At 59.7% G+C, this 20,723-nt stretch carries 20 protein-coding genes; 10 read left to right on the top strand and 10 right to left on the bottom strand.

The window, feature by feature from the left end; translation table 11 throughout:
* Positions 1–64 precede the first annotated feature (64 nt).
* The 10 genes from ubiE to WG29040_RS03990 all read left to right on the top strand — a co-directional run bounded on the left by ubiE (position 65) and on the right by WG29040_RS03990 (position 8,276).
* On the top strand, positions 65–835 hold the full coding sequence (gene ubiE, locus WG29040_RS04035) for a bifunctional demethylmenaquinone methyltransferase/2-methoxy-6-polyprenyl-1,4-benzoquinol methylase UbiE (RefSeq protein WP_003438744.1): 771 nt from the start codon (positions 65–67) through the stop codon (positions 833–835).
* Complete coding sequence (locus WG29040_RS04030) at positions 835–1,458, top strand: SCP2 domain-containing protein (protein WP_127195701.1); 624 nt, start codon at positions 835–837, stop codon at positions 1,456–1,458. The genes ubiE and WG29040_RS04030 overlap by 1 nt, the downstream gene beginning before the upstream one ends.
* Positions 1,455–3,059, top strand: coding sequence for a ubiquinone biosynthesis regulatory protein kinase UbiB (gene ubiB / locus WG29040_RS04025; protein WP_127195700.1), 1,605 nt, complete (start codon positions 1,455–1,457; stop codon positions 3,057–3,059). The genes WG29040_RS04030 and ubiB overlap by 4 nt, the downstream gene beginning before the upstream one ends.
* 89 nt (positions 3,060–3,148) lie before the next feature.
* Complete coding sequence (gene hisI / locus WG29040_RS04020) at positions 3,149–3,550, top strand: phosphoribosyl-AMP cyclohydrolase (protein WP_003438738.1); 402 nt, start codon at positions 3,149–3,151, stop codon at positions 3,548–3,550.
* Positions 3,543–3,875, top strand: a complete 333-nt coding sequence (locus tag WG29040_RS04015; protein WP_003438737.1) for a phosphoribosyl-ATP diphosphatase — start codon at positions 3,543–3,545, stop codon at positions 3,873–3,875. Before hisI ends, WG29040_RS04015 begins: the two co-directional genes overlap by 8 nt.
* A 22-nt stretch (positions 3,876–3,897) precedes the next feature.
* Complete coding sequence (locus tag WG29040_RS04010; protein ID WP_003438734.1) at positions 3,898–4,176, top strand: twin-arginine translocase TatA/TatE family subunit; 279 nt, start codon at positions 3,898–3,900, stop codon at positions 4,174–4,176.
* A gap of 10 nt (positions 4,177–4,186) precedes the next feature.
* Positions 4,187–4,603 carry a Sec-independent protein translocase protein TatB gene (tatB, locus tag WG29040_RS04005; protein WP_127195699.1) on the top strand — a complete coding sequence of 139 codons (417 nt, stop codon included), beginning with the start codon at positions 4,187–4,189 and terminating at the stop codon, positions 4,601–4,603.
* Positions 4,604–4,607: 4 nt separating this feature from the next.
* Positions 4,608–5,408, top strand: coding sequence for a twin-arginine translocase subunit TatC (tatC, locus tag WG29040_RS04000; protein WP_003438731.1), 801 nt, complete (start codon positions 4,608–4,610; stop codon positions 5,406–5,408).
* Positions 5,405–6,115 (top strand): 16S rRNA (uracil(1498)-N(3))-methyltransferase, encoded by a 711-nt coding sequence (locus WG29040_RS03995; protein WP_010656296.1) that lies wholly within the window; start codon positions 5,405–5,407, stop codon positions 6,113–6,115. The genes tatC and WG29040_RS03995 overlap by 4 nt, the downstream gene beginning before the upstream one ends.
* Positions 6,116–6,359: 244 nt before the next feature.
* The gene (locus WG29040_RS03990; protein WP_127195698.1) at positions 6,360–8,276 is read left to right on the top strand and encodes a methyl-accepting chemotaxis protein; all 1,917 of its coding nucleotides are present in this window, start codon (positions 6,360–6,362) and stop codon (positions 8,274–8,276) included.
* 44 nt (positions 8,277–8,320) lie between these two features.
* Here WG29040_RS03990 and WG29040_RS03985 read toward each other — a convergent pair whose 3' ends face one another.
* From WG29040_RS03985 to WG29040_RS03940, 10 genes are all read right to left on the bottom strand, one after another.
* Entirely contained in the window at positions 8,321–9,055 is a 735-nt protein-coding gene (locus WG29040_RS03985; RefSeq protein ID WP_003438721.1) for an amino acid ABC transporter ATP-binding protein, read from the bottom strand.
* Positions 9,048–10,007 carry an amino acid ABC transporter permease gene (locus tag WG29040_RS03980; protein WP_372238774.1) on the bottom strand — a complete coding sequence of 320 codons (960 nt, stop codon included), beginning with the start codon at positions 10,005–10,007 and terminating at the stop codon, positions 9,048–9,050. Before WG29040_RS03980 ends, WG29040_RS03985 begins: the two co-directional genes overlap by 8 nt.
* Positions 10,008–10,110: 103 nt before the next feature.
* A complete protein-coding gene (locus WG29040_RS03975) occupies positions 10,111–10,908 on the bottom strand; it encodes a transporter substrate-binding domain-containing protein (protein WP_003438717.1) in 798 nt (265 codons plus the stop codon).
* 274 nt (positions 10,909–11,182) lie between these two features.
* Complete coding sequence (mdoH, locus tag WG29040_RS03970) at positions 11,183–13,735, bottom strand: glucans biosynthesis glucosyltransferase MdoH (protein ID WP_003438715.1); 2,553 nt, start codon at positions 13,733–13,735, stop codon at positions 11,183–11,185.
* Entirely contained in the window at positions 13,728–15,449 is a 1,722-nt protein-coding gene (locus tag WG29040_RS03965) for a glucan biosynthesis protein G (RefSeq protein ID WP_127195696.1), read from the bottom strand. Before WG29040_RS03965 ends, mdoH begins: the two co-directional genes overlap by 8 nt.
* Positions 15,450–15,680: 231 nt before the next feature.
* Entirely contained in the window at positions 15,681–16,118 is a 438-nt protein-coding gene (gene dtd / locus WG29040_RS03960) for a D-aminoacyl-tRNA deacylase (RefSeq protein ID WP_010656300.1), read from the bottom strand.
* Positions 16,115–17,086, bottom strand: a complete 972-nt coding sequence (pip, locus tag WG29040_RS03955) for a prolyl aminopeptidase (protein ID WP_003438707.1) — start codon at positions 17,084–17,086, stop codon at positions 16,115–16,117. The genes dtd and pip overlap by 4 nt, the downstream gene beginning before the upstream one ends.
* A gap of 148 nt (positions 17,087–17,234) precedes the next feature.
* Entirely contained in the window at positions 17,235–18,035 is an 801-nt protein-coding gene (gene hutG, locus WG29040_RS03950; RefSeq protein ID WP_127195695.1) for an N-formylglutamate deformylase, read from the bottom strand.
* A gap of 11 nt (positions 18,036–18,046) precedes the next feature.
* A complete protein-coding gene (hutI, locus tag WG29040_RS03945; protein ID WP_127195694.1) occupies positions 18,047–19,252 on the bottom strand; it encodes an imidazolonepropionase in 1,206 nt (401 codons plus the stop codon).
* 27 nt (positions 19,253–19,279) lie between these two features.
* The gene (locus WG29040_RS03940; RefSeq protein ID WP_010656302.1) at positions 19,280–20,680 is read right to left on the bottom strand and encodes an amino acid permease; all 1,401 of its coding nucleotides are present in this window, start codon (positions 20,678–20,680) and stop codon (positions 19,280–19,282) included.
* Positions 20,681–20,723: the final 43 nt, after the last annotated feature.

Genomic DNA, 20,723 nt, shown 5'->3' with positions numbered 1-20,723 from the left:
CTCGCCAAGACAAAGCCGGCCACCGGGATTAGAATGGCCAGCATTCTCTTTTGGTGACAGCGATATGACTGATCAGCGCAAAGGCAGCGATGCCGAACCCACCACCCACTTCGGCTTCAAAAATGTGCCGGAAAGCCAAAAGGCGGAAAAAGTCGCCGAGGTTTTTCACTCTGTAGCCGCTAAATATGACCTGATGAACGACGTACTGTCGGGCGGCATGCACCGCCTGTGGAAGCGTTTCACCATCGAACTGTCCGGCGTTCGCCCTGGCAACAAGGTGCTGGACATCGCAGGCGGCACCGGTGACCTGGCCCGCAAGTTTTCCCATCTGGTTGGCCCGACCGGCCAGGTAGTGCTGGCAGATATCAACGCCTCCATGCTCAAGGTTGGCCGTGACCGCCTGCTGGACAAAGGTGTGGCCGGCAATATCGAGTTCGTTCAGGCCGACGCTGAAAAGCTGCCGTTCCCGGACAACCACTTCGATTGCGTGACCATCGCCTTCGGCCTGCGCAACGTGACCCACAAGGAAGACGCATTGCGCTCCATGCTGCGGGTACTCAAGCCGGGCGGGCGCTTGCTGGTGCTGGAGTTCTCCAAACCGACCAACCCATTGATGTCCAAGGTTTACGATGCTTATTCGTTCGCCTTCATGCCGATGGTGGGCAAGCTGATCCTCAATGACCCGGAGAGCTATCGCTACCTGGCCGAGTCGATCCGCATGCACCCGAACCAGGAAACACTGAAGTCGATGATGGTCGAGGCCGGGTTTGACCGGGTGACCTATCACAACATGACTTCAGGCATCGTTGCGCTGCACCGCGGCATCAAGCCCTGATGTTGCTCCGCGGCCTTCTCGCCAGCGTCGAAAACGGCGTCAATCGCATTTTGCGGCTGGACAGCACGGCCATGGCGCGCTTGCAGCCTTTGACCGGCAAAGTGATTGCTGTCGAATGCGCGGCTCCGGCATTGCAGCTGTTTATCCTGCCCAGCGATGAAGGCCTGCTGCTGGCCACCCAATGGGCTGCCGATGCCGATTGCACCCTGCGTGCACCTGCTGCCAGCTTGATGCGTCTGGTCCTGAGCAAAGACAAGACCGCCGTGCTGCACAGCCCTGAAGTAGACCTTGAGGGCGACAGCCACGTGTTGATGGCGCTTGCCCAGGTGCTGCAAGACCTGGAGCTGGACTGGGAGTATGAACTCTCGCACTGGCTCGGACCGGTTGCCACGGCACTGATCGGCGGTCATTTGCGCAGCCGCGCCAACTGGTATCAGCAAGGGTTCGCCAGCCTTAATCAGAATCTGGCCGAATACCTCAGCGAAGAAGCCCGCACCTTGGTCGGAGAACGTGAAGCGCAAGCGCGTTTTGACGAACTCGACCAACTCAAACTCGACCTGGACCGCCTTGAGGCGCGCTTTGAGCGCCTTGGCCGATCCCTCAATTCCAGCGATAACGCATGAAGCTGCTTGCCATACGCCGTTTGTTCCGCATCCAGCGCGTCGTCATTCGCTACCGCCTTGATGACTTGCTGTTCGCCCTGCCCTTGCCATGGTGGATGCTCTCGCTGCGCTACGCGCTGCCGTGGCGCTGGTTCCCGCGCAAGAAGCTGGAGCTGAGCCGGGGCGCTGCGCTGCGCCTGGCGCTGCAGGATCTGGGACCGATCTTTATCAAGTTCGGGCAAATTCTCTCGACCCGTCGCGACTTGCTGCCCGAAGACATCGCCGACGAACTGATGCTGTTGCAGGATCGCGTACCGCCGTTCGACCCGCAGGTAGCGGTCAAGCTGATCGAAGAGCAACTTGGCGCCACCATCGGCGAAGTGTTCAGCCGTTTCGACATCGAACCCCTGGCCTCGGCCTCGGTGGCCCAGGTTCACTCGGCCAAGCTCAAGACCGGCGAAGAAGTTGTGGTCAAGGTCGTACGCCCGGGCCTCAAGCCAATCATCGGTTCAGACCTGGCCTGGCTGTTCATTCTGGCCAGGGTTGCCGAACGCCTGAGCGCTGACGCCCGCCTGCTGCACCCGGTGGATGTAGTCAGCGATTACGAAAAAACCATTTACGACGAGCTCGACCTGTTACGTGAAGCGGCCAACGCCAGCCAGCTCAAGCGCAACTTCGAAGGCTCGCCGATGCTTTACGTGCCGCAGATCTACTGGGACTGGTGCCGGCCCAAGGTTCTGGTCATGGAGCGCATCTACGGGGTTCAGGTCACTGACCTGAAAACCCTCGCCGATCAGCGCACCGACATGAAGATGCTGGCCGAACGCGGGGTCGAGATTTTCTTCACCCAGGTTTTTCGTGACAGTTTCTTTCACGCCGACATGCACCCCGGCAACATTTTTGTCAGCACAGTCAGCCCGTGGAGCCCGCAATACATCGCCATCGACTGCGGCATTGTCGGCAGCCTGACCCCCGAGGACCAGGACTACCTGGCGCGCAACCTGTTTGCCTTCTTCAAGCGTGATTACCGGCGGGTGGCGCAGTTGCACATTGATTCGGGCTGGGTACCGGCGCACACCAAGCTCAACGAGTTTGAGGCGGCGATCCGTACCGTATGCGAGCCGATTTTTGAAAAACCGCTGAAAGAAATTTCCTTTGGCCAGGTGCTGATGCGCCTGTTCCAGACCGCGCGGCGCTTCAACATGGAAGTCCAGCCACAGCTGGTGCTGCTGCAAAAAACCCTGCTCAACATTGAAGGGCTGGGGCGTCAGCTGTACCCCGACCTCGACCTGTGGAGCACCGCGCAGCCGTTCCTTGAACGCTGGATGCGTGAACGGGTGAGCCCGAAAACCCTGTTGCGCAACCTGCACAGCCAGGTCGAGCAGATCCCGCATCTGGCGGGCATGACCCGCGACCTGCTGGAACGCATGTCGCAGCCCCATAGCAAAAATCAGCGGCTGATGGTCAGCGAACCCCGGGACAGCTGGTTCCTGCGTCTGCTGGGTGCCGGGCATCTGGCCGCCGGGGCCCTGCTGGCCAGTGTCGGGCCGCTGCACACCCTCAGCTACTGGCCGGCCGGTATCTTGCTGGCAGTGGGCCTGTATCTGATCGTACGCAGATAACCTGCAGGAGCTAGCTCTGTCCTGCAGGAGTTCTAGCCACTCTCTGGCGAGGCTGGCAAACTGTTAAATCGCTACGCGCGGAGTCGAACATGAACAACTGGCTGGACGAGATCAAATGGGACAGCGACGGCCTGGTGCCGGCGATTGCCCAGGACCATAAAACCGGGCGCGTTTTGATGATGGCCTGGATGAACCGCGAAGCCCTGAGCCTGACCGCCACCGAGAACCGTGCCATTTACTGGTCACGTTCCCGTGGCAAGCTGTGGCGCAAGGGTGAAGAGTCGGGCCACGTACAAAAGCTGCATGAAATGCGCCTGGACTGCGACGCTGACGTCATTATCCTGATGGTCGAACAAATCGGTGACATCGCCTGCCATACAGGTCGTCAGAGCTGCTTCTACCGCGTGTACGAAAACTCCGGATGGAAGACCGTCGATCCGGTGCTTAAAGACCCGCACGCCATTTATCACGCAGGACACTCCAATGACTGACACCTTGAGCCGCGTAGCCCGGGTACTCGAAGAGCGCAAAGGCGCCTCGCCGGACAGTTCGTATGTCGCCAGCCTGTACCACAAGGGTCTGAACAAGATTCTGGAGAAGGTCGGCGAAGAGTCGGTCGAAACCATCATCGCAGCCAAAGATGCGGCCATCAGCGGAGATTGCAGCGATGTCATCTACGAAACCGCCGATCTATGGTTCCACAGCATGATCATGCTCGCCCAGTTGGGTCAGCATCCTCAGGCCGTACTGGATGAACTGGAGCGTCGCATCGGTACCTCCGGCCACGTGGAAAAAGCCTCACGGCCATCCGCTTAAACTTTTTTGCAAGGAACTCATCATGGGCATTTTTGACTGGAAACACTGGGTCGTCATTCTGGTAGTTGTGGTCCTGGTCTTCGGCACCAAAAAACTGAAAAACCTGGGCACTGACGTGGGCGAATCGATCAAGGGCTTTCGCAAAGCCATGAACGACGACGAGAAGCCTGCCGAACCGGTAGTGCCGCCTGCACAGCCAACGGCCGCACCGCAGCCACACACCACTTCGACCCTCAACGAGCCGCACACCATTGACGTGCAGGCCCAGAAAGTCGAAGAGCCGACCCGCAAAGACGTGTGAGCCAAAAATAATGTTCGGTATCAGCTTCAGTGAACTGCTGCTCGTCGGCCTGGTGGCCCTGTTGGTGCTCGGCCCCGAGCGCCTGCCGGGAGCAGCACGCACGGCGGGGCTGTGGATCGGCCGCTTGAAACGCAGCTTCAATGCGATCAAACAGGAAGTTGAGCGTGAAATCGGCGCCGACGAAATTCGTCGGCAACTGCACAACGAGCACATCCTGTCGATGGAAGAAGAAGCCAAGAAGATTCTGGCCCCGCTCCAGCCGCCTGTGCCACCTGTGATGCCGACCCAGCCTTTGGCCGCACCTGCGCAGCCGGAGCCTGCAGAGCCGCCGGCCCCTGCTCCGGTCAGCCTGAGCAAGACCGAGTCCGGGCCTGCGCCTCAACCGGCAGTGCCACACGACCCTACCCTGCCACCGCGAGCCCCCTAAGCGCATGAGCGATAAGCCTGAACACGACCAGCCAATGCCGCTGGTTTCGCATCTGACCGAGCTGCGCACCCGCCTGCTGCGCTGCATCGCCGCGATTTTTCTGATCTTCATCGGGTTGTTCGCCTTCACCCAGCAGATCTACACCCTGGTTTCCACGCCATTGCGTGAATACCTGCCGGTGGGCGCCACGATGATCGCCACCGACGTGGCATCGCCGTTCCTCACACCGCTCAAGCTGACCATGATGGTGTCGCTGTTTATAGCGATCCCGGTGATCCTTCATCAGATCTGGGGCTTTATCGCCCCCGGCCTGTACAAGCACGAAAAGCGCATTGCCGTGCCGCTGCTGATCTCCAGCATCTTCCTGTTCTACGCCGGCATGGCGTTCGCCTATTTCCTGGTGTTCCCGCTGGTGTTCAAGTTCTTCGCCTCCGCGACACCGGAAGGCGTGGCCATGATGACCGACATCAGTAGCTACCTTGATTTCGTCATGACCCTGTTTTTTGCCTTTGGCGTAGCCTTTGAAATCCCGGTGGCAGTGGTGCTGCTGGTATGGATCGGAATTGTCGACGTCAAATACCTGCGCAAAATCCGGCCGTACGTGATTATCGGCTGCTTTGTAGTCGGCATGATCCTGACCCCCCCGGACATCTTCTCCCAGACCCTGCTGGCGATTCCGATGTGGATGCTGTTTGAAATCGGCATTCTGTTCGGCAGCCTGATCAGCAAAAACAAGCGTGGCGATCACCCGGACGAACAGCCCGAGAACGACAGCAACGCCCAGCCGCCAGCACCGCAAGCGTGAACCTGCTGCTCCTCGAAGAGGCTGATTTCATTGCCGCCGATCGCGTGATCCTGCGCGATCGGCGCCTGACTCACATGCAGGAAGTGCACCGTGCGGCAGTGGGCGACAACCTGCGGGTCGGACGCATCGGCGGTTTAATGGGCAGCGCCGAACTGGTGCGCCTGGAGGCCAAAGAAGCCGAACTGGTTATCCACAACCTCGACCAGCCGCCGCCCGACAAACTGCCCCTGACCCTGTTACTGGCCCTGCCGCGCCCGAAGATGTTGCGCCGGGTCCTGCAGACAGTTGCCTCGATGGGCGTGCCCAGGGTGGTTCTGGTCAACAGTTACCGGGTCGAAAAAAGCTTTTGGCAGACCCCGTTTCTGGAGCCCGAAGCAATTCGCGAACAGCTGATTCTGGGGCTGGAGCAGTCCCGCGACAGCGTGCTGCCTGAAATCATCATCGAAAAACGTTTCAAGCCGTTTGTCGAAGACCGCCTGCCACAGCTGGTCGAAGGCACACTGGGCCTGGTTGGCCACCCCGGTGATTACCCCGCGTGCCCACGCGGCCTGGATCAAGCCGTGACCCTGGCTATCGGCCCGGAAGGCGGCTGGATTCCGTACGAAATCGACCTGCTGGCCAAAGCCGGCCTGCAACCGGTGCAACTCGGCGCGCGCATCCTGCGGGTCGAAACCGCCGTCACCGCCCTTCTCGCCCGGCTGTTCTGAGCCCTGCCACCTAGTCGCTGACTATGAGCGAGGCTGCGCCCCCCCCGGGGCCAGCTTCGCAGCCATCGCAGCCTCGTTCCTCGGCGACTACGAAGTTGCGCTGCGGGTTTGAGGCCTCGGTCACACATTCAACACCCCCCGCTTCAGTTCCCCTGCGCCACGCCGATGCCCTGATACCCGTGAAGAACGCAAAGCAATGGACGGCTTCCCGTCAGGCTGCTCGCGTCATAAAAGGAGTTTCATCATGTACCGTCAACTGGCCAGACTACTGGGCAATATCGGTGTTAATCGCAAGCTGGGCCTGGGATTTGGTCTGGTGCTGGTTTTAACAGTGCTGATAAGCGCAATCGGTTGGAAGGGTCTGGTTTCAGTGATCGACCGCGGTGACAAGCTGGCCAACATATCAAAGACCATCGAGCTGACCAAAGACCTGCGCATTGCACGTCTGGACTACGAGCGGGACAAGGGTGAAAAAGGCAACGCCGAGGTAAATGGCCAGTTGACCGCCCTGGACCAGACGCTGGACCTGTCGCGCCGCCAGCTCACCGATCCTGCGGAGCTGGCCCTAGTCGAGCAACAGCTCGCCGCGGTGGCCGAATACAAAAGCGCATTCGCCGACTCCGGGCTGGCCACTCAAGCACGTGAAGCCAACCGCGTACTGCTCGGCAGTACCGCCGACAGCGCCGTCGCCAGCGTTGCAGACATTGAGCAGACCTTGCTGCAAAGCGACAGCCTGGCGCAGTACAAGAGCGTCATCGAACTGCAAAAACTGCTTCAGCAAGCCAGGTTCCAGGTGCGTGGCTACACCTATAGCGCCAGCCCCGAGGCCGAGCAGCCCGCCCTGGATGCCATCGACCATGCGCTCAAAGAACTCGACAGCCTGCCCGCCAGGCTCCCCGACGAACATCTGAGCCACTTGCAGCAAGCCACGCTGGCCATGCAAAACTATCGGGCCGCCGTGACCGGCTTTCGCGATGCTCAAGTCGCCAGTGCCCGGGCGCTGACGCGCATGCAGCAGCAAGGCAGCACCCTGATCGATCTGAGCCAGAAGCTTTCGACCCTGCAAACCGAAAAACGCGATCACGACAGCCAGCAGGCCGAGAACCTGCTCATAGGTTGTACATTACTGGCGCTGGTACTGGGCATCATTGCTGCCTGGGTTATTACCCGGCAGATCGTCATCCCGCTGCAGCGCACGCTCAAGACCGTTGAATGGATCGCCGCAGGCGACCTGAGCCATGACAACCCCACCGCTCGCCGCGACGAGCTGGGGCAATTGCAGCAAGCCGTGCAAAGGATGACCGAAGGTCTGCGCGAACTGATCGGGGGCATCAGCGATGGCGTGACCCAGATTGCCAGCGCGGCCGAAGAACTCTCAGCCGTGACCGAACAGACCAGTGCCGGGGTCAACAGCCAGAAAGTCGAAACCGATCAAGTCGCTACCGCCATGCACGAAATGGCGGCAACGGTGCAGGAAGTGGCGCGCAATGCCGAAGAGGCCTCAGAAGCCGCGGTTGTTGCCGACCAGCAGTCCCGTGAAGGCGACAAAGTGGTCGGTGAAGCCATTGCCCAGATCGAGAAACTGGCGATTGAAGTGGGCCACTCCACCGAAGCCATGGATCATCTCAAGCGCGAAAGTGACAAGATCGGCAGCGTGCTCGATGTGATCAAGTCGGTGGCCCAGCAAACCAACCTGCTGGCGCTCAATGCCGCCATCGAGGCCGCCCGCGCCGGTGAGGCAGGCCGTGGCTTTGCGGTGGTAGCCGACGAGGTACGCAGCCTGGCGCAGCGCACGCAAAAATCCACCGAAGAGATCGAAGAGCTCATTGAAGGCCTGCAAAGCGGTACCCGGCAGGCCTCCAGCAGCATGGACAGCAGCCGTATCCTGACCGACAGCAGCGTTGAACTCACCCGTCGTGCAGGCGAAGCGCTGGGCAGCATCACCCGCACGGTGTCGACCATTCAGGGCATGAACCAACAGATTGCGGCGGCCGCCGAACAACAAAGCGCCGTAGCTGAAGAGATCAACCGCAGCGTGCTGAATGTGCGTGACGTGTCAGAGCAGACGGCAGCGGCAAGCGAAGAGACCGCGGCGTCCAGCGTTGAGCTGGCGCGCCTGGGTGCGCACCTGCAGGCGCTGGTGGCACGCTTCAAGGTCTGAAGTCTGATAACCCTGCAGGAGCGAGCCCCTGCAGGGCTGGGGTTTTACAGCACCTGACGCAGGAACGCCTGGGCCCGCAGGTCTTTGGGCGAGTTGAAGAAGTCTTCCGGGGCGGAATCCTCCAGCAGCTTGCCGTGATCAAAGAACAGCACGCGATTGGCCACTTCACGGGCAAAGCCCATCTCGTGGGTCACACAGACCATGGTCATGCCTTCACGGGCCAGGGTCTTCATCACGTCCAGCACTTCGCCGACCATTTCCGGGTCAAGCGCCGAAGTCGGCTCGTCGAACAGCATCACCTTGGGTTCCATCGCCAGGGCGCGGGCAATTGCCACCCGTTGCTGCTGGCCGCCCGATAGCCGCGACGGATACTCGTCAGCCTTCTGCCCGATCCCGACCTTCTCCAGCAGAGCCCGGGCCTTGGCCTCGCGCTCGGCCTTGCCGCGCTTGCGCACGACCTTCTGCGCCAGACACAGGTTTTCGAGCACGGTCATGTGCGGGAACAGGTTGAAATGCTGGAACACCATGCCGACTTCACGGCGATAGGCGTTGACGTCAGTTTTCGGGTCGGCCAGGTCCAGACCGTCGATGCTGACCGAACCGGAGTCGAACTCTTCCAGGCCGTTGAGGCAGCGTAGAAAGGTCGATTTACCTGAGCCCGAAGGCCCAATCACCACCAGCACTTCGCCTTTGGCCACTGTGGTGCTGACATTGTCTACCGCACGGACGACTTGCCCGCGGGTATCGAAGACTTTTACCAGTTCGCGAACTTCAATCACTTTGCGCAAGCCTCCGCTCAAGCCGGCTGGCCAAATGCGACAGCGGCAGGTTGATCAACAGGTACAGGCCCGCCACGCAGAACAGAATCTCGAACGGCGAAAACGAAGTGGTGATGACTTCACGGCCACTTTTAAGCAACTCGGTAATCGCAATCACCGACACCAGAGAGGTGTCTTTTACCAGACTGATAAATTGCCCGGCCAAGGGTGGCAGCACGCGCTTGAAGGCTTGTGGCAGAACCACGTGACGCATCGACTGGCTGGCATTGAGACCCAGCGAGCGCGCCGCTTCGTCTTGCCCGCGGGCTATGGATTGCACGCCCGAGCGGATGATTTCGGCCACATAGGCACCGGTAAACAGCGACAACGCGGCAATACCGGCAAACTCGCGGGACAGGTTGAGCACGGTGCCGATAAAGAAGTAAAAGATAAAAATCTGTACCAGCAGCGGCGTGCCACGAACCAGTTCCACATACAGGGTCGACAGATCGCGCAGGGTCGGGTTTTTCGACAACCGGCAGAGCCCGGTGGCCAGGCCGATCAGCAACCCCAGCACACCGGATACCAGTGACAGCCAGACGGTGGTCCACAAGCCCCAGAGCAGCGGGCCTGCCGCCCAATGACGATTGACCCCCACCACATCGCCTTCGGCAACATCGTCACCTTCGGCCAGTTGCAGGCTGTTGTCGGCCACGGTCAGACGCTGTTCGGCGCCATCGTCACCTTTCAGCACCACTTCGGTATTGTCGCCCTTGCGCACCAGCTCAATCAAGGTGGAGGTTTCGGCTGCCCGCTGGGCTTCTTCAGCCTGGTAGGCGAAGTACTGCGGGACTCGATTCCAGCGCCATTCGTAGGACATCAGCGAGGTGGCGTAGTACAGACCGCCCGCCAGACCGATGAGCACCAGCACGGTCAATACGTGCCAGGGCCACTGGGGTTTTTTTTGTTTGATCACTTTCAGGTTCCACGTTTTGTGTCGCTAGGGAGGCCGTCAATCGCGGGCAGGCTCGCTCCTGCAGGAGTTAACGCAAATGCTCGCGATTGAAGAGTCGGCCTTATTCCATGTCTTTGAGCCAGGCAGTGTCTTTGAACCACTTGTCATGGATGCGATCGTAGGTGCCGTCTTCGTGGATCTGGTGCAGGAAGTTGTTGATGTAGTTGATGCTGTCGTAGTCGCCTTTCTTCAGACCGAAGGCCAGCGGCTCGTAGGTGAATGGCTTGTCGAGGAACACCAGCTTGCCGTTACCGAACTTGTTGACGGCCACAACGTTGTACGGGGCGTCATAGATAAACGCATCGGCCTTGCCGTTTACCACGTCCAGTACCGCTTCCGGTTCGTTGTCATAGCCGTGGTACTGGGCTTTTGACATCAGTTTGCGGGCGACGATTTCACCCGTGGTGCCGATCTTCGAAGTCAGGCGGTATTGCGGGTCGTTGAGGTCTTTGTAGGACTTGACCTTGTCTTCCAGTTCTTTGCGAATCAGCAGGGTCTGGCCCACAACAATGAAGGGTTCGCTGAAATTGAGGCGCAGGTTGCGCTCCTGGGTCAGGGTCATGCCGCTGCCGATCATGTCGAACTTGTTGGTCATCAGGGCCGGGATGATGCCGTCATAGCCGGTGGACACCAGTTCCAGTTTGACGCCCATGGACTTGGCCATGGCTTTGAGCAGATCAACTTCGAAGCCAATGATCTGACCGCGTTTGTTAGTCATTTCGAACGGCATGTAGGTCGGGTCCATGCCCACTTTCAACGTACCGCGCTTGACCGCGTCCTCGATTGCGCCTGCATGAGCGGCGCTCACCGCCAGCAGTGCAGTGACACCGCACAGCAGTTTTGACAGAAACTTCTTCATCATCAACTCCCCTCGACCTGCTTATAAAGGTGTTGGCCAGCGGCGGGCTCGATTCAAAAAGCCAATAAAGCCGGGCACTCACCCATTCGGAGACGGATGCTAACTCACAGAAGGGTTATGAGACGAGTTTTGCGATAGAAAAGCGCGACAGGCGGGGGGGGGTGCAGGCAGGTGTGATTTATAGCGGGTGATCTGTGTGGCAGCCGGCTTGCTGGCGATGCTATCGCGGACAAGCCTGCTCCCACAAAAGCAGGAGCAGGTTGCTCGCGTTAGATCATGCTGCCGGTTGCAGGGGCAGCAACGGCGCGTGAGGATCGGCCGCAACCGATTCACGCCAGGCGTTCAGCCAGTCTTCGTGGCCTTCGCTCCATACCAGCGCATGCAGGCGGCCCAGTGCAACCGGGTCGCTCAACAACGCCATGCGCTCGTTATTGTTCAGACCCTGAGGCCCGACCTTGAGAGCATGACGCACGCGCTCGGCCCGCAGCCATTCAATCGGCTCGGCGGCACGGTGACGCGAGGTCGCCAGGCCACAGGCCAGGGCGTTCTGCTGCGGATCAACCACGGCCCGGACAAAGCCGTCATGCAGCGCGCGGTAGCGGTTCTCGTGGGTGTACTCGGCGGTAGCCGACAACTCACGGGGCGGCGCGTATTCCTCAGGAATCAGGAACAGGCTTTCGTCACGGGACTTGAGGCCCAGCTTGACCCGGCTGGAAATCACCGACACCGGAATCGACAGCATCAGCGAACCGACAATCGGCACCAGCCACCACAGAAAGCTCGGATTCAACCACAGTACCAACCCGGCCCAGGCCGCACCCAGCAGGGTTTGCGGGCCATGCCGGCGAACGGCTTCGCTCCATGGGGTGGAGTCATCGTCGCGTTGTGGCGAGTTCCAGGTCGCAGCCCAGCCAAGGAACGCAGCCAGTACAAAGCGGGTGTGGAAGATCATGCGCACCGGTGCCAGCAGCATCGAGAACAGCATTTCCAGCAACATCGACAACGTGACCTTGAACTTGCCACCGAACTCTTTGGCGCCCTTGGCCCAGATCAGAATGATGCTGAGCAATTTAGGCAGGAACAAAAGCACGATGGTGGTCGAAAACAGCGCCACGGCCTTGTCCGGGTGCCATTGTGGCCACAGCGGATACAACTGGCGCGGTTCCATGAAGTACTGCGGTTCCATCAGCGTGTTGACCGCCAGCAAGGCCGTCGACAGCAACAGGAAGAAGAACCACAACGGTGCTGACAGATACGACATCACACCCGTCAGGAACACCGCGCGATGCACCGGGTGCATACCCTTGACCAGGAACAGGCGGAAGTTCATCAGGTTACCGTGGCACCAGCGACGGTCACGCTTGAGTTCGTCCAGCAGGTTTGGCGGCAGTTCTTCGTAGCTGCCCGGCAAGTCGTAGGCAATCCATACGCCCCAACCGGCACGACGCATCAACGCGGCTTCAACGAAGTCGTGGGACAGGATCGCCCCCGCAAAAGCCCCTTTACCCGGCAGCGGCGCCAGGGCGCAGTGCTCGATAAAAGGTTTCATGCGGATGATTGCGTTGTGGCCCCAGTAGTGGGATTCACCCAGCTGCCAGAAGTGCAAACCGGCGGTAAACAGCGGCCCGTATACCCGCGTCGCAAATTGCTGCATGCGTGCATACAGGGTATCCATACCCGACGCCCGTGGCGCGGTCTGGATGATGCCGGCGTCTGGCGTGGCTTCCATCAAGCGCACCAGGCTGGTCAGGCATTCGCCGCTCATGACGCTGTCGGCGTCGAGCACCACCATGTACTTGTAATCGCCGCCCCAGCGACGGCAGAAGTCGTCGAGGTTGCCGCTTTTACGTTTCACACGACGGCGCCGACGGCGATAGAAAATCCGCCCGAAGCCTTCTGTTTCGCGGCACACATCCAGCCAGGCCTGTTGTTCGGCAACACAGATATCAGGATCGTTACTGTCGCTGAGCACGAAGAAGTCGAAGCGATCCAGATCACCGGTGGCGGCGACCGACTCGTACGTAGCCCGCAGGCCCGCAAACACGCGGGTCACGTCTTCGTTACAGATCGGCATCACCAGCGCCGTACGCGCCTGCTCCGGGATCGGCTCATTGCCGGCACTTTTACCGGAAATGCGGTATTTGTCATGCCCGGTCAGCAATTCCAGAAAGCCCATCAAGGCCGTCCAGAAACCCGCCGAAACCCAGCAGAACAGAATCCCGAACAAGATCAGGATGCTGGTCTGCAAGGCATACGGCAGCACTTGCTGCGCGGTCTGCATCAATGGCTGGTGCAGCACTTCATCAAGGTCGACGAAGGCCCAGCCCTGATACGGCATGATCCCTTTCATGTACCAGCCGGCGACGATGGTCTGACCCAGCATCAGGACCAGCAGGATGTAACGGCGGATCGAACCCACCGTACGCCAGCGGGCCTTGGGCAGCACCCGCTCGTCGATTACCGGCTTGGGCGGATTGCTGCGCCCGGTCAAACGACGCCAGCCACGCACCAGAATATTGGTCCGCCACGGCTCGGGCACCACTTTGGTACGGCGAATCGGCGGTGTGGCCTTGAGCATCACCCGGCCGCTGGCGTCGAGGGCGAGCATTTCTGCTTCCTCGAGCTCAGCTGCCGAACTCAGGTTAAGCCGCGTGCCCACCGAAGCCTGGGCGGCCTCGGCAGCATCGATGTCCGATTGCGCCGACAAACGCGCGTGCAACTCGGCGAACGAGGTGCAGCTCGCCAGTTCGGCGCGCTGCTCATCGTTCAGTGGCAAGTGCGCCAGATACTCGCCGAGCGAGTCTGGCCGGGCTTGAGCGTTACTCATCGGCGGGCAACTGGTAGCTCCAGGTCTCGGTCAACACTTTCTCAGTCTTGACCGGTTCTGGCGTGGCCGGTGCAGCTTCGGCTTCAGGCGCCTTGGCGTTGTGCTCTTGCTTGTCCTTGACCTTGGCCGCAGCTTTTTCAGCTTTGGTGACAGGCGCTGCAGGTTTGGCCGCCGGGGTTTCTACATCCTGGACCAGTGCCGCACGCATTTCCGTGGCCTTGCTCGGGTCTTTGATTTTCATCCGCAGGGTCAGGCGCCAGCCTTTGGTCTCAGGGTTGTAACGTACGTTGTTTTCAACCAGGTCGGCATTGTCGCCGACACTGACCTGGCTACGCACAGGGGTATTTTCAGGCAGTTTTGCAAGCGACGGGCCTTCGAAATCGACCAGGTACGCCACGCTGCCGTCCGGCTGACGGATCAGGTTGGACTGCTTCACGTCACCAGTGGAACGCAAGGTCTGCTTGACCCACGCGCTGTCCGTCGGGTGCAGGGCAGCCTCATCCAGGGTCCAGTGCATGCGGTAGGCGAAATCAAACGGCTTGAGCGGCTCTGGCTGTGCTTCCGGGCTCCAGAACGCAACGATGTTGTCGTTGGTTTCGTCGGCAGTCGGAATTTCCACCAGGTTTACAGTGCCCTTGCCCCAATCACCCTGTGGCTCGATCCAGGCGCTCGGGCGCTTGTCGTAGCGGTCATCAAGGTCTTCGTAGTGGCTGAAGTCGCGACCACGTTGCAGCAAGCCAAAGCCCAGCGGGTTTTCAACCGAGAAGTTGCTCACCGACAGGTGTTTCGGGTTGTTCAGTGGACGCCAGATCCACTCGCCATTGCCGGCATGGATCGCCAGGCCCGACGAATCGTGCAGTTCGCGACGATAGTTGAGGACCTTGGACGGCTGGTTGGCGCCGAACAGGTACATGCTGGTCAGCGGAGCGATGCCCAGCTTGCCCACTTTGTCACGCAGGAACATTTGCGCCTTGACGTCCACCACTGTGTCCATGCCCGGACGCAGGGTAAAGCGGTAAGCACCGGTCGCACGCGGCGAGTCAAGCAAGGCGAAGATCACCAGATGCTTGTCGTTCGGCTTGGGCTTCTCGATCCAGAATTCGGTGAAACGCGGGAACTCTTCGCCCGATGGCAATGCAGTGTCGATTGCCATGCCACGCGCCGACAGACCATAGATCTGGTCTTTGCCCACTACGCGAAAGTAGCTCGCGCCGAGCATGGTCATGATTTCGTCCTGCTTGTCCGCCTTGTTGATCGGATACAGCACGCGGAAACCCGCCCAGCCGAGATTTTCGGTGGCCTTGGGGTCGAACTTGACGTCACCGAAGGAGAAACGGCTCGGGTCGTACTTGATCTCTTCGACCTTGGTGGCAGTCACTTCATTGATTTTCACCGGCGTGTCGAAATGCATGCCCTGGTGATAGAAGGACAACTTGAACGGGGTTTTATCCCCGGCCCACTGGGCTTTGTCGCGGTTGAACTGAATTTTTTGGTAGTCCGCGAACTTCATGTCACGGAACTCATTAGGCAAATTGCTGCGTGGCGCTTGGTATTTCTGTTCAGCCAGGGTCTTCGCCTCGGCCGCCACGTCATCCAGACTGAATGCCCACAGTTGACCCGCACCGAACAAGCAAAAGAGCGCAGAGCCCGTCACCAGTGCGTTGCGTAACCGCTTGGCAGACATTTTTGGTGCATTAATTGGACTAACAATCACGAGCAAACCTCGCCGAAAACAGATGATGAAACCAACGGCCAGCGATCTAAATGCCAGGTTGGCGAGCACTCTTCCGACAGCCAAAGGGATGAATGATTCCCCAAGACAGTAGGACAAGACTCTATGTAGCGCAGGATTATCTAGTAGGCCGCGTTACAACGCATCTAGTCTCAGCAAGTATTTATCGCTAAAACCCCCTGTTTTCGGACGAAAACGAGGTTTTTCGGGTTTTTATGTATGTAACAAAAATGTAACCGGGCCGTCGTTGACCAAATGCACCTGCATATCGGCTCCAAAGCGGCCCGACTCGACATTTGGATGCAGACGTTTGGCATCGTTTAACAGGTGATTGAACAGCGCCTCGGCCTGCGCAGGGGGCGCTGCCGTGGAGAAGCTCGGGCGCAGGCCGCTTTTGGTATCGGCCGCCAGGGTGAACTGCGAAACCAGCAGCAAACCGCCGCCGATATCGGCCAGCGACAGGTTCATTTTGCCCTCGGCATCACTGAACACCCGGTAGTTGAGCAATTTGTGCAGCAACTTGGCGGCATTGGCTTCGGTGTCACCCGGCTCGACGGCGACCAGCACCAGCAAGCCCTGATCGATGGCACCGACAGTTTCTCCGCCAACCTCTACCCGTGCGCTGCTGACCCGCTGTAACAGCCCCTTCATGCTTCGTCGGGCTGCAAGCGCAGCAGACGGCGGGCCATTTGCTCGGTGGCACGCACCAGCGCGTCAGTAATACCGGGTTCGGAGGCCACATGCCCGGCCTCCCGAATCACTTGCAGCTCGCTGTCGGGCCAGTTCTTGTGCAGCTCCCAGGCATTGTCCAGCGGGCAGATCATGTCGTAACGACCGTGCACTATTACACCCGGCAGGTGGGCAATCTTGTGCATGTCGCGGATCAGCTGGTTGGACTCCAGAAACGCATTGTTCATGAAGTAATGGCACTCGATCCGGGCAATCGACAGGGCCCGGTGCGGATCGCAGAAGCGGTCGACCACTTGCGGGTTGGGGCGCAAGGTAGCAGCACGCCCCTCCCAGGCCGCCCACGCCTTGGCCGCATGCATCTGGGCAATCTGGTCATTACCGGTCAGGCGCTTATGGAAAGCCGTCAGCAGGTCATGACGCTCTTCTTCGGGGATCGGCGCGACATACTCTTCCCAGTAATCCGGGAAAATCCGGCTGGCACCCGACTGATAGAACCATTCGATTTCTTGTGGGCGGGCCAGAAATATTCCGCGCAGGATCAGGCCCTGTACGCGTTCGGGATGGGTCTGCGCGTACGCCAGCGACAGGGTCGAGCCCCATGAGCCGCCAAACACCACCCACTGCTCGATACCCAGGTACAGACGGATGCGCTCCATATCTGTGACCAGATCCCAGGTGGTGTTGTTTTCGAGGCTGGCGTGAGGGGTCGAACGCCCGCAACCGCGCTGATCGAAGGTAATGATGCGGTACAGGTTGGGATCGAAATAGGAGCGGCTATTGGCATCGCAGCCCGACCCTGGCCCGCCGTGGACAAACAGCACCGGCAAGCCGTCCGGGGAGCCACTTTCATCAATGTAGAGCACATGCGGCTCGTCCACCGCCAGTTCATGCCGGGCGTAGGGTTTGATCTGCGGGAACAAGGTCTGCATTACGCACTCCATGTGGGGCTGAAAAAATGTTGCCGTCTGGCATCATAAACCCGATTGCTGGAATGAGCATGCGCAGATGAATACGCCGAAAAACTCGCAGCAGCGAGCTTTTCCATCCATTGGCAAGCTCGCTCCTGCAGGGTTCAGATCAAGCGTAGCGCTGCTGGCCCCACTGGATGATCCGCGCCAGCAATTGCTTGAGCACTTCCTGAGTCGGCGCTGCCAGATCCTGGCGATATTTGAACGGCTCGAACTCTTCCATGTAGGTGCTCTGCGCCAGCTCCAGCTGCACGGCGTGGATGTTATCCACAGGGCTACCGTAATGACGGGTGATGTGGCCGCCTTTGAAGCGCCCGTTCAGCACGTGACTGTAGGCCGGATGCTCGGCGCAGATCGCTTGCAGATCGCTGGCCAGGGCCGGGTCGCAACTGGCGCCATTGAAGGTCCCCAGGTTGAAGTCCGGCAGGCGACCGTCAAACAGGTGCGGCACCTGGGAGCGGATCGAGTGCGCGTCGAACAGCAGTGCATAGCCAAACTCATCCTTGAGGCGCTTGAGCTCCTGCTGCAAGGTCTGGTGGTAAGGCTTCCAGATGTGCTCCAGATAGGTCGCCCGTTCTGCCGCCGACGGCACCTGCCCCTCGCGAAACAAGGGTACTCCGTCGAACAGTGTGGCCGGGAACAGACCGGTGGTTGCCCCCACGTACATCGGCGCATCGTCTTCGGGGCGATTGAGGTCAATCACATAGCGCGAATACTCGGCCGCCAGGGTGCTGGCCCCCAGATCGGCAGCAAAGTCGTAAAGCTGCGGGATATGCCAGTCGGTATCCGGCAGGCTTTGTGCTTCGGGAATCAGACCGGCTTTAACGGCCGGGGTCAGCTTCAGGCCGGCGTGGGGCATGCTGATCAGCAATGGCACGCGACCCTGTTTGAATGTCAGAACCTTATCCACAAGCGTTTCTCCTAAAGCTCAACGTCGGCGCCATTGCGCACGACGCGTTTATCCAGATCACCACCCAGCCAATAGGCCAGGTCTGCCGGCCGATCGATGTTCCAGGCCACAAAATCGGCCACTTTGCCCGGTTCCAGCGAACCGTGGGTCTGGCCCATGCCCAATGCCGTTGCAGCGTGCTGTGTAACCCCGGCCAGAGCTTCTTCAGGGGTCATGCGGAACAGGGTGCAGGCCATGTTCAGCATCAGGCGCAGCGACAGACCTGGCGACGTGCCGGGGTTGAGGTCGCTGGCGATGGCGATTTTAACCCCGTGTTTGCGCAAGGCATCCATGGGCGGCAGTTGAGTTTCGCGCAGGAAATAGAACGCACCCGGCAACAGCACCGCCACAGTGCCCGATTTGGCCATGGCGATGGCGTCGTCTTCGGTCATGAACTCCAGATGATCCGCCGACAGCGCCTGATAGCGCGCCGCCAGACTGGAACCGTGCAAGGACGACAGTTGCTCGGCATGCAGCTTGACCGGCAACTCCAGCGCCTGCGCCACCTTGAACACCCGCTCCACCTGTTCAGGGGAAAACGCCAGGTATTCGCAGAACGCATCCACCGCATCCACCAGCCCTTCAGCTGCCAGCGCCGGGAGCATTTCGCTGCAGATATGCTGGATGTAGTCATCAGCCCGGTCTTTGTATTCCGGCGGCAAGGCGTGGGCCGCCAGACAGGTGCTGCGCACCGTCACCGGCAACTCCTGGCCGAGGCGACGAATCACCCGCAGGATTTTGCGTTCGCTCTCAAGGCTCAGGCCGTAACCGGACTTGATCTCGACGCTGGTCACACCGTCTCGCAACAGACAGGTCAGACGCTGACGGGCACTGGCAAACAACTCATCTTCACTGGCAGCACGGGTCGCCCGCACGGTACTGGCAATGCCACCACCGGCGGCAGCGATTTCGGCATAGCTCACACCTTGCAGGCGCTGCTCGAACTCGCCGCTGCGGTTACCGCCAAAGACCGTATGCGTGTGGCAATCGATCAGCCCCGGGGTGACCCAGGCGCCTTGCAGTTCTTCGGTCCGGGCGTACTCGCCCACTGGCAATTGCAGACGCGGTCCGATCCACTCAATGAAGCCCTCACGGGTCACGATGGCCGCATCCTCGATGATTGAGTACGTGCCATTGGCCATGGTCGCGACATTGCAGTGTTGCCACAGGGTTTTCATTCGCTCACTCCGTCAATGATCAAAAACTCAGGAAAGCTCGGGAGCTTCTTCAACCGCAGCGCCGGCAGCCGGTTTTACCCACAGCAGGTAAGCCACCACCAACAGCACAATCCAGACCGCACCCACCATCAACGCCGCCTGAGTTTCAGGGAAGTAGCCCAGCACGCCGAAGATAAACACCATGAACACGATGGCGGCAATGGGTGCATAGGGCCAGAACGGCACCGGAAACTTGAGCTCGGCCACTTGTTCACGGGTCATGGAGCGGCGCATGGCTACCTGGGTCACCAGAATCATCAACCATACCCACACGGTGGCGAAGGTCGCAATCGAGGCGATAACCAGGAAGATGTTTTCCGGGATCAGGTAGTTAAGCAGCACACCGGCCAAAAGTGTGACCCCCATGACCAGAACGGTCATCCACGGCACACCGTGACGGGAAATTTTGGCAAAGCCTTTAGGCGCCTGCCCCTGCTGGGCCAGACCGAACATCATGCGGCCTGCGCCGAAGATGTCGCTGTTGATTGCCGACACGGCTGCCGAAATCACCACGATGTTGAGGATGGTAGCCGCCGAGCTGATGCCCAGGCTGTCGAAAATCTGCACAAACGGACTGCCCTGGCTGCCAATCTGGGTCCATGGGTAAATGGCCATCAGCACAAACAGGGTCAGCACGTAGAACAGCAAAATCCGCAACGGGACCGCGTTGATTGCCTTGGGAATGACGCGCTGCGGATCTTTGGCTTCGCCGGCAGTGATGCCGATAATTTCAATGCCGCCAAACGCAAACATCACCACTGCAAACGAAGCGATCAAACCGCCGATGCCGTTGGGCATAAAGCCGCCATAGGCCCAGAGATTGCTGATCCCGGTTGCGGCTGCGTCCGTGCTGGAGGTTCCGATGCCAAACAGCATGATGCCGAAACCGCCCAGAATCATTGCCACAATGGCGGCAACTTTGAGCAGCGACAGCCAGAACTCCATTTCACCGAAGACTTTGACGCTGCACAAATTCAACCCGCCGATCAGCAGCACGATGCCCAGCACCCAGATCCAGCGCGCCACTTCGGGAAACCAGAAGCCCATATAGATACCGAAGGCGGTGATATCGGCCAGACACACGATGATCATCTCGAAGGCATAGGTCCAGCCGAGGATAAAGCCGGACATCGGCCCCAGGTAGGTACTGGCGTAATGACCGAACGAGCCGGACACCGGATCGCGCACGGCCATTTCCCCCAGTGCGCGCATCACCATGAAGACCGCGGCGCCACCAATCAGGTACGCCAGCAGCACAGCAGGTCCAGCCATTTGGATGGCAGCGGCTGAACCATAAAAAAGACCCGTTCCGATCGCTGAACCCAGCGCCATAAAACGGATGTGACGGGCCGATAGCCCGCGCTTCAAACCTTGAGTTTGACTTTGCATTTCGCGTCCCTAGTTATTTTTGTCGGCGAAAACAGATACGCAG

This window comes from Pseudomonas sp. PAMC 29040, from assembly GCF_003994535.1.
GTDB lineage: Bacteria > Pseudomonadota > Gammaproteobacteria > Pseudomonadales > Pseudomonadaceae > Aquipseudomonas > Aquipseudomonas paraversuta.
The sequence above is the reverse complement of the archived record's forward strand: the minus strand, read 5'-3'. Positions and strand labels throughout refer to the sequence as shown.